General features: G+C 35.2%; 9 protein-coding genes. 7 read left to right on the forward strand and 2 right to left on the reverse strand.

Going from position 1 to position 13,033, the window contains the following annotated elements:
• The first annotated feature begins 1,273 nt into the window (after positions 1 to 1,273).
• Positions 1,274 to 2,149: a DNA replication terminus site-binding protein gene (locus QNM16_RS12685; protein ID WP_284020823.1), complete on the forward strand. Its 876-nt coding sequence runs from the start codon at positions 1,274 to 1,276 to the stop codon at positions 2,147 to 2,149.
• 47 nt (positions 2,150 to 2,196) lie between these two features.
• On the opposite strand, the gene QNM16_RS12690 is transcribed toward QNM16_RS12685, so the two are convergent.
• A complete protein-coding gene (locus QNM16_RS12690; RefSeq protein WP_284020824.1) occupies positions 2,197 to 3,411 on the reverse strand; it encodes a replication protein A in 1,215 nt (404 codons plus the stop codon).
• A gap of 709 nt (positions 3,412 to 4,120) precedes the next feature.
• Here QNM16_RS12690 and QNM16_RS12695 point away from each other — a divergent pair.
• The 6 genes from QNM16_RS12695 to QNM16_RS12720 all read left to right on the forward strand — a co-directional run bounded on the left by QNM16_RS12695 (position 4,121) and on the right by QNM16_RS12720 (position 12,362).
• Positions 4,121 to 5,350, forward strand: coding sequence for an AAA family ATPase (locus QNM16_RS12695; RefSeq protein ID WP_284020825.1), 1,230 nt, complete (start codon positions 4,121 to 4,123; stop codon positions 5,348 to 5,350).
• 17 nt (positions 5,351 to 5,367) lie between these two features.
• A complete protein-coding gene (locus QNM16_RS12700) occupies positions 5,368 to 6,333 on the forward strand; it encodes a ParB N-terminal domain-containing protein (protein WP_284020826.1) in 966 nt (321 codons plus the stop codon).
• 146 nt (positions 6,334 to 6,479) lie between these two features.
• Positions 6,480 to 9,578 (forward strand): DEAD/DEAH box helicase, encoded by a 3,099-nt coding sequence (locus tag QNM16_RS12705; RefSeq protein WP_284020827.1) that lies wholly within the window; start codon positions 6,480 to 6,482, stop codon positions 9,576 to 9,578.
• A 303-nt stretch (positions 9,579 to 9,881) separates the two neighbouring features.
• Complete coding sequence (locus tag QNM16_RS12710; RefSeq protein WP_284020828.1) at positions 9,882 to 10,088, forward strand: hypothetical protein; 207 nt, start codon at positions 9,882 to 9,884, stop codon at positions 10,086 to 10,088.
• Positions 10,088 to 10,777 (forward strand): response regulator, encoded by a 690-nt coding sequence (locus tag QNM16_RS12715; RefSeq protein WP_284020829.1) that lies wholly within the window; start codon positions 10,088 to 10,090, stop codon positions 10,775 to 10,777. The genes QNM16_RS12710 and QNM16_RS12715 overlap by 1 nt, the downstream gene beginning before the upstream one ends.
• 127 nt (positions 10,778 to 10,904) lie before the next feature.
• Positions 10,905 to 12,362: a DNA recombination protein RmuC gene (locus tag QNM16_RS12720; RefSeq protein ID WP_284020830.1), complete on the forward strand. Its 1,458-nt coding sequence runs from the start codon at positions 10,905 to 10,907 to the stop codon at positions 12,360 to 12,362.
• A gap of 45 nt (positions 12,363 to 12,407) precedes the next feature.
• On the opposite strand, the gene QNM16_RS12725 is transcribed toward QNM16_RS12720, so the two are convergent.
• Positions 12,408 to 12,884 (reverse strand): hypothetical protein, encoded by a 477-nt coding sequence (locus QNM16_RS12725; protein ID WP_284020831.1) that lies wholly within the window; start codon positions 12,882 to 12,884, stop codon positions 12,408 to 12,410.
• Positions 12,885 to 13,033 lie beyond the last annotated feature (149 nt).

Consider the following 13,033-nt stretch of genomic DNA (forward strand, 5'->3'; position numbering starts at 1 on the left):
AATATAATTAATTTGGTAAGAATAACTATTGAAAGCTCTCCTCAATAGATAAGAAATTTATTTATTCAAAAACTGAATTTAAAACTTAGCAATTACAATTTTCACCTTTTACGATGTTAAAATTAATACAAATTGTAACTTCTAAAACTTTAAAATTAAACATTCATCACAGCAGTTACCTTTATCTTTATTAAATTTATTATTGTTAGAATATTTAATAATAACGAGGAAAAAATTATTTTTCAGATTTACTTTATCTTTTATGTTGTACTTTTTTATCAAAATTGAACACGATAATTTGAAACTTCTTTGATAAATAATATTTCATTTACCAAATATATAAATTATTTTGTTTATACCTTAAAGATTAGGCGTAATCATAGTGAGTTGTGTATTTTGACTTCTTAATTTACCTTCAATTTGGCCTATCATGACTAGGATTCTATAGCTATTAATCCGATTGTTTGATATGCATTCATTGAGTTGATTTTTTAATTCAAACTCTATAGGACTTATAAATGCTGTACTTACAACGAAGCCCTAACATTACTAGCAATAGATATTACCTTGCAAAAAGAATGAAAATCTACAATAATAATAGGAACACATCATACATTTTGTGTGAAAATTATAAATAACAATCGAGTGTACTTTTAAATAATTATTTACAGGGAAAAATTAAATTTAAAAAAATCTCAAACTATAAAGTAAACGAATCTAAGAAGTTTTTACACTTATGTTTAGATAGCCTTCTAACTTTCAATTCTTATCAAAGAAACACATTACCTTTTAATAGAATTTAATTTAATACAAAAATCGAAAAACTTGATTTTTTCGAAGATAGCAAATTATTGTTATATATTATGCAACATACATAAATTGAAAATATGACTTCTAGAAAAAAGCATTGTCTATTAAAGCTTAAATATTTTAGCTGATACCTACAACAAAAAACTTAAACCACTAAACCACTAAACCACTAAACCACTAAACCACTAAACATTAGTTTAATATTTGAATTGTAGATATTACCCCTTTCAAAAAGCAATGGGCTAGTTGATGATTTGTTTCGTGTTATATATAATAAAAGGAACACATCATACTTAGTTGTTTTCAATTATATAAATCAGCACATTACTAAAAAACAAAAATAATATCCAACTCAATAGTAAGATGTGTTCTCTCGACAACATGAAGTTATAAATACCATTTCACATAGAAAAACGTGGTTAATTTGCTATAATATAAGGAACACATCTTACTTAAATAATTTATGACATCCAAGTTTGAATTACGAAGTCAATTTGACTTTCTATTAGACCAGATAAATCTTTTATGCGAAGAGCTTAAAGCACATGAAGTATTAAATAGTTATTACTATGAACTTCCAGCCATCAAAGTTGAAGACGAAATAAAAGCACCAGAAAGTATACAAGTTACTAAACTTTCTGGTGATGAAGCATTTAATAAATGCCTTAAAGGTTATTTAGATTTATTTGTCGGTGAAAAGAAAAGTGGCAAAGTATTAACTAGACACCCTGGATTAATATCGGTCAATGACTTTGAAGGAAAAATTAAAGCACGCATAAGAGAAGTTAACAAATCAAAAGAAGACTTTAAAAGCTTAATTTTAAAAATTAACAGCAATGATGCAAGGTTTGATGCAGTTCATAATGCTGTTCCTAATCTAATTACCTTAGCAGCATATCGAAAGATACATTGTGAAGATCAAATACCCTACTCTGTTAGATTCACATGGATGAAAAAGCATTCAACTACGACCCTTTCAAAAAAATTAGCACTTGAAATGTTAAGTAAATCTTCAGGATACTCAAATCCAAGAGTTATTGATCAACAGAGTTGGGCTCAAATAGTTGAATCTGAAAAAGTTAGAGTCTCAAGCCTCAGTGATGATTCAAAACTAAGAATAAAACGGCCAACAAGAGTAACACCTGAAGTAAATATCCGATTTTCTGCTAAAAATAGATACCATGTTAGTGGAGCATTGCCCTTTATCTTATTGAACCCACAAAAAGAAACAAAGATAGGCAGCTTAGCTGATTACTCAGCAAAAAACATTGATGTAAGAAAAAAAGACTATTCTTATCTAATAGAAAGAATTTATTTAGAAAATCAACCTAATGATTAAGAAGTAATCCCTTTAAAGGTCAATTTAACATAATTGACCTTTATCAATCACTTTTTAACGATTTCTTCCAAAATATCTTCATCAATAATTTCTGCAGTCTCAACTAACCTTTTTCCACCTTGAATTTCAATACGTTTATTGTGTTTATTAAGAGCTAATATTTCTTCACAGAATTGTGTAGAAGGATGCATTTCATATACGTAATCTATGATACGCCCAGTTTCTTCATCTTTTACATTAGAAATATTATATTCTGAAATAGCACCCTTTTCGATCAGGTCTTTCATAGTTGTAGTCATATCTCTACGAAGAGCTTTTAATTTATTATCGGTAATTTCATCTGTAGAATAGATTGAACCATACTTTTCCATGATAGATAAAAGTCTAAAATGATATGTCTTTCCTGGTGCGGCATAACGCCACAGATGATAAAGGCGTAACATCATCCATCTCGACAATCCACGTTTTAACTCTTGTGCACTATTAAAATAATAGCCTTTGTATTCAAGATTATCGATCATGTTATGCACAAATGCGTTTAAGCAAGCAACACATTTGATATTGCCGCCTTGACCTTTTTTACCACTAAAGTGAAGTGAAGATAAAAAGTTCATGTTTGATTCGTAAAATGAATCATCAACATCATTATTTTTTGTATCTGTAGCACGATATTTAAACGACAGTTTTGAACCTTGTAAAGCTTCTAATGATTCTTTTATTTGAGGGTAAGGCATTGATTGACCAACAGCTTTCAACTCTTGAGCCAATTCATTCATCGAAAAAATTACCGCATATTGAATACCGGACTTAAAATTGATTTTTACAATTTTTCCTTTCGAAGCAAGGCGAATAAGTGCTCTTTCAACCTTCTCTTCTCTATCTGATGGCCACACCAAAAACTCTGTTTCTTCACCATCTTTTTTACTGCTAACAACTGCTGGTGTAATCTTTATTTCACCATCGTATAAAATTCCATCAACTTTTTCAGATATTCTTCTGGTAATTATGGTCTTTTTTGGTGCTTCTTCCAAAGGCAGCTTTTTATAGCCAGAACGCACAAAACGACCCCATAGGTCATAGTGGTTAAACGTATTAGAATAAGCTCTCAAGCCATGATTTGTATTTTCAATTGAAATACGAACATCTTTGTTGTCTGTAAAAAGGGCCAAACTTTCGTTATCTATCGCACTTTCAACACCATGAATTTGACCTCGCAAAGAGTCTGGCAGATTGTCAACAGAGATGTTTACCTTGCGGCTCATGATTTTTACTTCCTGATTCTTTCGACAGCTAATAACAACACATTCAAGCACAAAAGTTAATATTTAAAGTTAGTAAAAAATTGATCTGAACCCAAGTTTTTTATTAGATCACTATTTTACCTACTAATGGTGTTCTTTAGATCATTTTTTTACTAACTAGGCTAGCTTTCTTTGGATTTTTAAACATTTTTACCACAAAATTCCTAATAAAGTGGCATTTGATTCTGTAGCTTGTGTATAAGAGTGATTCAATTTAGTAAAGATCTGATCTATTCATAGTATAGATCAGATCTATATCTAGTGATTTTCATATATTTTAAATCTTTTGTTGATAAGTCCACCTCTAAACTTAGTATAGATTTGATCTCAAGGTATCTTTTTGTGAATTAACCTGTGGATAAACTGTTGACATCAATAAATATATTTTAACCGTTAGTATTTTTCTGATCTGTCAGTATATAAAGATCTGATCTTTACTACGTATTTTAATGATCTAAAAAAATATATAAAGTGCTTATAATACAAAGTCTTAAGATGTATTCCACTCACTTTAACCTTATATACCTATATATTTAAACATACTTAAACTCCTTATTTATTCTTTATCAAATAATAAATTTACGTTTTTTTTGAATGTCTACTAATTTTGGTGTTTACCTTTCATTTGATGGACATTATAATATTAGACATAAATTTAAGGAATATACGTATGTCTATCAATAGCAATGCACTTTCCACTTATAAATTGTTAAAAGCAACTGCTGAAGTTGCTGAACAATCCTTAGAAGGTCGAATTCAACATTACAGAGCTCATTTGAAATCTGAAGATAAAGAGCTTCGTACATATACACAAAAAGCAGCTGCAGATTTATTGAATGTAAATAATAGAACCCTTAAACGTCGACATGATCAAGGTGACTTCGATCATTTATCAATTCAAAAAGGTGCGAATGGGCATTACGCTTACACACTGAGCAATATTTTTGCTATGGCTGAAATACTTGGGATCAAAGCTGATCACAGAGATCCTTGTGATAAATTGCAAGTTATCGTAATTAATAGCTTAAAAGGTGGATGTGGTAAGACTACTTCTCTTGTAAACTTAGCAGCAGCTTTAGCTACAACAAATATTAAGAGATATAGAATCGGCATTATTGATCTTGATCCTCAAGGATCATCTTCAAGCTTTTTTCCATCAAATGAGCACGATCCGATCACTGTGGGTGATCTAATGAGAGATTGTATTGAATTAGATGAAGGTGAAACTTGGAGTCAATTAGTAGCAAATTCTTTTCAGAAAACACATATTCCTAATATCAGAATTTTACCTTCTGGCATGGATGATTTTTATTTTGAGCATGAAACTGCTACTGAATTAAAAGAATCTAGTAGTTATGAAGGAACAAGACATTATCATAAACTCAAAGAACGCGTTATACAGCCTGTTGAAGACGAGTTTGACATTATTCTTATAGACACAGCACCTTCTCTTAATTTCATGTTCTACAATGCTCTGATGGCTTCTACTGCGATGCTGATACCTGTCCACCCAGAGGCAGTTGATTTTGATGCAAATAACAAATATCTAAAGCGCTTAGGAGAAATTTACCATACAGTCGCTGCGCTAGGGCATGAAGGTTGGGATTTCATGCAATTTCTTGTCACTAATTACGTAAAAGGTAACCACTCTCAGAGAGATATTGTTAAAGATGTAAGAACGGCTTTTGGTAGACAAGTAATGAGTTATCCAATCAACCATAGTTCTGCAATTACGGCAAGCTCTTCCTCTTTTAACACCATTTTCGATCAGAAAACTTCAGATTCATTGGCAAGTAGAGAGTCTTTACTTCGTGCACAAGAGAACATAAAGGATGTTGTTGACGAATTAGAAATGCTTATACGCTCAAATTGGTCATCTACACAATCAAGCTTAGATTAGAATAACAGGTTTAAATAATGGCTAGAAAACGTAAAAACGATACTCGATTAGATCCTTTTGCAACACCTGTTGAAAAAAGTAGTTTGGATGATTTGCTTGGTAAAGCAAACGTAGGTGATGTGATCACTATGCCATCTCCAAGTGATCCGAATAGAATGATTAGTTTAAAATGTGAAGTGATCTCTCATTCGCAAATTGCCGAAAGAACAGTTGTTTTTGGTCAGAATCGTCGAGAGCAATCATTATTGAATGAAAGCTCGGTCGCTGATATCTTGCCAGCAATTAAAGCTGATGGTAAAAACATGCACCCTGCACTATGTTGGGCTAAAGGCAAAGAGTTACATGTACTATCTGGATCTAGGCGACGCAAAGCGTGTTTACTTGCTGGTGCAGATTATGTGGTATTGACGTCGCAAGACTTCACCAACAAAGACGCGCAAGCGCTTGCTGTTTCATCGGATCAATATATCGCGCCGAGTCTATGGGAGTTAGGCAAAGCTTACGATCAGACTCGTCAATACTTGATAGATTCTGGTAAAAAAGGTTCTTATCGAGAGATAGCTGCAATTGAAGGTGTTTCTCACACAGCTGTTGCTGATGCTGTAAAAGCATTTCAATACATAGATAAAGAAGTTGTTTTATTGTACCCAACACCAAATCACCTTGGACGTGAGGTTGCAAAAAAACTGATTAATGCTAGAAAAGACAAACCTGAACAATTTGTTAATAGATTAAACAGAATATCGAATCAGCCATTACTTACAGAAGAAATGAGTGATGAAAAACGTGCTATTGAGATAACTAAGTACTTAACAACGTTAGATGAAGCTACGACAAGTCGTTCAGAATCATTGCTTGAAAATGAATATATTAAAGTTCAAAGAAGTTTAAATTCAGGCGCAGTAACAGTTAAAATAGATGATAAAGTTCTGACGGATAAGCGATTAGAACAACTTCAAAAACTGTTAAATAGTTTTAATTAGCATGTTGCGGCCTAGATCTTCTAGGCCTTTTTTATACTTTTTGTCATCCAACCAGTCAATTTTTCGTAATTTAGTCCCAATTGCCCCTTTAGCTCAAAACAGTAATTTCATATACTGGTTCTTTACGTTTTATTACTTGTTAGAAAATGTCCTCGCAGTTATCTAAAGAGCAACTATTAGCTTTATTTGAAGAAATTAAACAGGAACAGTCTTCTCAGTTTCCTTTATCTGATCGCTTTTTGAAGCAGTATTTTAATTCTGCAATGTTAGCGAAGGCTAAAGAGTATCTAAACGACGAACAAATATCTTTTTTAGAACACAGTGAAGACTTCTCACGTATAGATGCACAAGTTTTAGGCAATTTCGGTAATACCTTTACACAGCATATCAAAATTGAGCTTATTAAGGGGGCGCCTTCTGTAGAGGCTCAGTGCTCGTGTTCTAATAATCCGAAATGTCGACATATCGCAGCTGTACTGTTAAAGCTTAAGGTTGATCATTCTGGTGGTTTTGGCGAGTCTTTTCTGGTTAATGATTGGTTTAATGAATTGTCTTCTCTTCAGCAATCAACTGATTTGAATGCATCGAATGTCTTGCTTTTTGTGTTGGAACATAGAGGCAACGAAGTATTATTAAACCCAAAAATGTCCCCTCACAAACCAGATGGCCTTTATCCTCTTGGACGTGTGTTGACTGAGAAACAGCTCAACGCGCATGTTCCACCCAAAGATATTTTAGAAAGTGATTATCGCTTATTTAGCTGGGTTCGGTCACAAAATACCCCCGGTCATTTTGAGCTTTCAGGTAAGTGGGGTTTTGCTGCGCTGCAGCAATTGGCTTCCACGAAGCGATGTTTTTTTGGTAATAGTCGTAAGCCTCTACAATTTGGTCATATGCAACATTTGGACTTTTCATGGCAGATTGAAAATGACAATTTTAAATTAGTCAGTCAGTTGTCAGATGTAGAGCAATGGTTACTCATTAAGTCAGACCCTCCTGTCTATCTAGATACTGAAAATATGTTACTGGGGCGGATTGAATCAGAGCTAAGTGCACAAGAAATTGCGCATTTACATACTATGCCGTGTATTCAAAAAGATAAAATTGAAGCTGTGATTAAACGGTTTCAAGATATCTTTGCGGATAATGTCATTCCGCCACCACAAGGCTATGAAAAGTTAATAGATAAGGACAAGTTAGTTGCAAAGTTATCTGTTACAGATGGCGAGTATACGCACTTGCAGTTAGATTTATTTAACTCTGTTCAGAAGTATTCTACAGAAAAGCAGTTGAATCGCTGTGAAAAAATGCTTTTAGGCCTCGGTTTCGAAGCACAAGGTGGTGGATTTAAGTTGCCTGTCGAAGATGAGGTTTCTCATCATTGGTATAACTGTGAAGTTCGCCCTTATTTGCAAAGAAAGATGTGGCAAGTAGAAGAAATTCATCAAACCAAAAAGGTGCTAGTACCTAAGGTTACTCTTCAGCTCAAACGTGATAAGAAACACCATGTCATTGGCAAAGTTATGTTTGATCATAGGCAAATTCTTCTCGACTGGGACAAAGCGCCTTGTCATGAGGTCAACTCAATTGCAAATGTTTTTCAGTATGTTCAGATTGCACAACAATACTATGCAGTCTCTAAAGACGTATACGAAGAGTTACTGCTTTTAAAATCGCGTTTTAGCTATTATTTATCTAGCTCCCAATTCAAATTCCCTTTGTCTTATGCGAAGCGTCTATTTGAGTTAGATGCAGTTGAGTGTGTGTCAGATGATGGTCGTCTCTTAGACTATCTTGCCGAGCTAAATAAACCTATCAACGCCAATGAGTCATTATTAGGTGACAGTCAGGAAAGGTTCACATTAAGAGATTACCAGCTACAAGGTGTAAGTTGGCTGAAGTTTCTTAACCGCCATCAGTTGGGGGGGATTTTGGCTGATGATATGGGGCTAGGTAAAACTTTACAAGTTATTGCGTATTTTATCTCGCAACACAATACATTGGTGACAAAGCCTTCTTTGATTGTTTGCCCGACTTCCCTTGTTGGCAATTGGCAAAACGAATTTAAAAAATTTGCACCTCATTTGCCAGTTTTAACGGTACATGGCAGCAATCGAGACAAGCAATTGAATCAAGTTGCGCAAGCCCGATTCATTATTACAACTTATCCTTTATTAAAACGAGACTTGGCACATTATTCAGAGTTACAGTTTGATTCGATTGTACTCGATGAAGCACAATACATTAAGAATGAGACTGCTCAAATCTCAAAATGTGTCAAGCAGTTATCGGCGGAATTCAAGCTCTGTATGAGTGGTACACCGGTTGAAAATAACTTAATGGAGCTAAAATCGTTACTTGATTTTGTTATGCCGGATGTTCTTGGGACCAAGCAGCAGTTTAAACAAAATTTTCAATTACCCATTGAAAAAGAGCGCGATAGTAAACGTGCTAAGGAGCTTCAATCTCTAATTGCACCATTCATTTTACGTCGAACGAAATCAGAGGTTGTACGTGAACTACCCGCAAAAACAGAGTTAATTAAAAAGCTTGAGTTTATGCCTGAACAAGCTTCTTTATATCAGCATGTACAAAGCCAGATAGAAAGTAGTTTAATTGATTTATTTAAAGAGCAAGGCGTTGAAAGCAGTAAGCTAGCGTTCTTAGATGCGCTGCTTAAGCTGAGACAAATTTGTTGTCATCCAGAGCTTGTTGATAAAGCAGGTGCACATCAACAGAGTGCCAAATTTAATTGGTTAAAAGAGCATTTACCTATCTTGTTAAAAGAAGGACGTAAGATCATTATCTTTAGCCAGTTTACAACTGTGCTCGATATGATCTCTTCACTTTGCAATGAGATCGAAGTGCCTTTTACTATGCTAACCGGACAAACTAGACAAAGAGATAAGGCTATTGCTCGCTTTACAGAAGGTGAAGTGGATGTCTTTTTAATTTCACTCAAAGCAGGTGGGACAGGTTTAAATCTAACGCAAGCTGATACAGTGATACACTTTGACCCATGGTGGAATCCTGCAGTTGAGAATCAAGCAACTGACAGAGCCTATCGTATCGGTCAAGATAAGCCTGTATTTGTATACAAGTTAATTGTAGCTAACTCGATTGAACAGAAAGTCTATCAAATGCAAAAAGATAAGCAGGCGCTAGTTGATGCCTTATTTGCTGATACGGGGGTTAATTTAAATGAGTTTAATGAAGCTCAAATGCTTGAGTTGATAAAAAATTAAAATTTTTTTGAACTAATTTATAAAAGGTATGTCTATTTATATGCGCATTGTGAGACTACATTCAGCAATGAGCACATGTTGATTTCCCCCTTATTAATTACATAACGTATTTGTAATAACCAGCTCAACTGAGCTGGTTTTTCTTTTTTATTCCGCTTTGTAATGAAACACATTTCGTGTAATGCAGTGTAATGGCATTTGCCTTCATTTCTTGCTGTGTTCCACATTTGATCCACATTCTTTCACTTTAATACACATATAGGAAAACGAAAACCAAATGAATTGGACTAAAGGTGGGTTACTATGTTGTGCTATGAAAATACGATTTCGCAGTTAAACTTTATTGAACCACAATCGCTGTGCGACTATGATCTTATTAATGAAGTTGCAAGCTCTGAAGATTTAACGAGCATTTTAACGACGTTACTTTTTGATGATACGCTTTCGTCAAATCTTAAAGAGCAGGTCAAAAAGCAACTGCGAGTATTAAAAGCCAATAAGAGAAACTAATGGAAGACAAAAACCACATTTTGATCGTTGAAGATGACTTTGATATTGCTGAACAAGTTATGCTGTTTTTTAAGGCCTCAGGCTTTGAAATAACACACATTGCCGACGGTGCAGAAGTGGTTAGTTGGGTGCGAGATAATAGCCCTGATGCCATCTTAATGGATATAATGTTGCCCAACCAAGATGGGGTTGAGTGCATGAAGCAAATCCGAGAGTTTTCCATGGTGCCAATCGTGATGTTAACAGCGAAAGTTTCCGAATCGGATAGACTTAAAGGGCTCGAATTTGGTGCTGATGATTACGTTTGTAAGCCTTTTAGTGCGGCTGAACTGGTCATGCGTATCAAAGCGATATTGCGCCGTTGCAGCGCTCCGCAGACTTCAGAAGCACCAGACATTGAGGTGAATGAGTCACAATTACTGGTTTCATTAAAAGGGCAGTCCTTAAGCTTAACTAAAGTTGAGTTTGATGTTTTCGCGATGCTTTATAATGCGCCGAATCGTGTGTTTTCACGTCAGCAAATTCTTGATCATATACAACCAGATAATTTTGATATCTCTGATCGAGTTATCGATAGCCATATTAAAAATATACGTAAAAAGATTAAAAACATCGAAATATCACCAAAAATTGTTGAATCAGTTTATGGTGCTGGTTATCGATTCAATGAGCAGCATATTAACAGTTAATTTTCCTTTCCTACGGGTGCTAAAATCTGTTGGCACCTAATTTTATTTTATATACTTCTTGGTTATCAGTGCTTAAAACCCGACTCTAAGGTATGATTTAACAAGAATTAATTGTTAGAGTCACACTATGCTTTTAAGTGGTTTTTCTGCCCTGAGTTGGCAAACCATATTGGTACTTTTTGGCTTAGGTACCACGATATCCAGTATTGGCTTTTTTATTATTATCCACCTGTCGAAACAAAAGTCACGGACACTGCATGACATGTCTCAGGCAAAAATCGATGCTCTTCAGCATGCCCATGATGAACTTAAAGACAACCTAAATGCGGCGCAGCAACTTCAGCTAAAAACCCATGGAGAGGCTCAGCAATATCAGGCAAGGCTTGCTGAGAAACATGCTCAAGTTAAAGAGTATTATGGTTTATGGCAGCAAGCTCAAAATAAAGCACAACAATCTCAAGAGGAAGCGCACCAACTGGCACTCCAGCTGACAGATATGGAAGCCAAACTTAGCGAAAAGCAATTGGCATTTGATGCGCAAATTGCACAGTTAGAGCAGGCTAAAAACACGCTTAAACAAGAGTTTGAGAACGTAGCAAGTAGGTTATTTGAAGAGAAGAGTCAGCAATTTGCCCGTCACAGTCAGGAAAAAATTCAAACAATCTTGAGCCCTGTTCAGGGGGAAATTAAAGGTTTCCGAGATAAAATGGAAGCGATCCACAGTGAAGAGTTAAAACAAAGAGCGGCCTTAAAAACTGAGCTGCTTCACCTACAAGCTAACAACCAAGCTATGACGGATCAAGCGAGCAAATTGACGACTGCATTACAAGGCCAAACTAAAACCCAAGGTAACTGGGGTGAGTTAATGCTGGAAAATGTGTTGGATAGTGCAGGGTTAAGACCTGGGTATGATTATAAGCGTGAAGTCAGTTTCACCACATCAGACGGAAAGTACCGCCCAGATGTGATTGTTTATCTACCTCAAAGTCGCCATTTGGTTGTGGATGCGAAAACATCTTTGAATGCGTACACAAGATATGTCAATGCACAGGATGAGGTATCGGCACAGCAAGCAATAAAAGATCATGTAAATGCGGTGAAAGCTAGGGTGAAGGAGCTGGGCGATAAGTCTTACGAACGTTTGCCTGGACTCAACTCGCCAGAAGTTGTGATCATGTTTATCCCTGTTGAATCTGCTTTTGTAGAAGCAATTAAATACGAGCCTGATATTTATCAGTATGCCCTAGAAAATAAAGTGCTGGTAGCTACTCCCACTACTCTGCTAACGAGCTTGAATATCGTTAAACAGCTTTGGCGCTTCGAAGAACAAAGCAAACACAGCAAAGAACTGGCACTCAGAGCGGAAAAATTTTATAACAAGCTTAATAGTTTTTTACATAGCCTTGAAGGTGTTGGCAAGCAGCTTGATAAAGCACAAGAGACCTACGATAAAGCGGTTGGACAACTGTATACTGGAAAAGGGAATTTAATTAAGCAAGCTTCAGAGTTTAAAGAGTTAGGTGTTTCGGTCACCAAAGAACTGCCAGAGGAAATGCTTGAAAAGGCAAAGCTAGAATTAAAGTGATAGGCACAAAAAAAGGGCTTTCGCCCTTTTTATTTATTGCTTAATTTACCTAGTACACAGTGCATAATCGCCATTTCTTGGCTTATCAGAGTAAAGATAGATAAAGAGTGAGTTATTTTTCACGTCATTCCAAACAGTACTCTTTGGGTGTGGGCAAAGAGATTGCTTTATATAGTTTTTGATTTCACTGCTGGTCATAGCTAATGGCGTTGGGATTTGAACAAAAACATTCAATTCACCGTCGTTGAAATTGATTCGACTTAGTTTCCAGCTTCCCATCATATATTGCTGAGAAAAATAACGGTCAATACGAGTTTGAGCATCGTGACTTATTTCAGCATGTACAACAGAATGTGATTTATTGTCTACCCAGTAGTTCCATGCTGAAGCTAAAATGATAAATCCAGCTAGTAGCAAAGACCAAAAAGGTAGTGCATTTTTTTTAGGTCGTACTTTATTCCTATGCCTTTTTCTCTCGGCAATTTTGACCCAATCATTGTGTTTCATTGTACGCTGTGTCATAAGTAAATTCCTCCCGTTCATGTTGCTTATTAAAACAGGGCAATGTGGATAAAAAATGGATCAAAATGGAAGTTATAGTGCTCGGATCAGTTAGGCTGACAAATTTATAAAAGTAGCACTTTAGAATTAATCTCTTCTTTTACTAACAA

This window comes from Pseudoalteromonas umbrosa (assembly GCF_030125375.1).
Taxonomy (GTDB): domain Bacteria; phylum Pseudomonadota; class Gammaproteobacteria; order Enterobacterales; family Alteromonadaceae; genus Pseudoalteromonas; species Pseudoalteromonas umbrosa.

Bases quoted from the DNA above. Each gene is read 5' to 3' on its own strand.
- QNM16_RS12705 (WP_284020827.1), top strand. From the start codon at position 6,480: ATGTCCTCGCAGTTATCTAAAGAGCAACTATTAGCTTTATTTGAAGAA.
- QNM16_RS12710 (WP_284020828.1), top strand. From the start codon at position 9,882: ATGTTGTGCTATGAAAATACGATTTCGCAGTTAAACTTTATTGAACCA.
- QNM16_RS12690 (WP_284020824.1), bottom strand. From the start codon at position 3,411: ATGAGCCGCAAGGTAAACATCTCTGTTGACAATCTGCCAGACTCTTTG.
- QNM16_RS12685 (WP_284020823.1), top strand. From the start codon at position 1,274: ATGACATCCAAGTTTGAATTACGAAGTCAATTTGACTTTCTATTAGAC.
- QNM16_RS12700 (WP_284020826.1), top strand. From the start codon at position 5,368: ATGGCTAGAAAACGTAAAAACGATACTCGATTAGATCCTTTTGCAACA.
- QNM16_RS12715 (WP_284020829.1), top strand. From the start codon at position 10,088: ATGGAAGACAAAAACCACATTTTGATCGTTGAAGATGACTTTGATATT.
- QNM16_RS12720 (WP_284020830.1), top strand. From the start codon at position 10,905: ATGCTTTTAAGTGGTTTTTCTGCCCTGAGTTGGCAAACCATATTGGTA.
- QNM16_RS12725 (WP_284020831.1), bottom strand. From the start codon at position 12,884: ATGACACAGCGTACAATGAAACACAATGATTGGGTCAAAATTGCCGAG.
- QNM16_RS12695 (WP_284020825.1), top strand. From the start codon at position 4,121: ATGTCTATCAATAGCAATGCACTTTCCACTTATAAATTGTTAAAAGCA.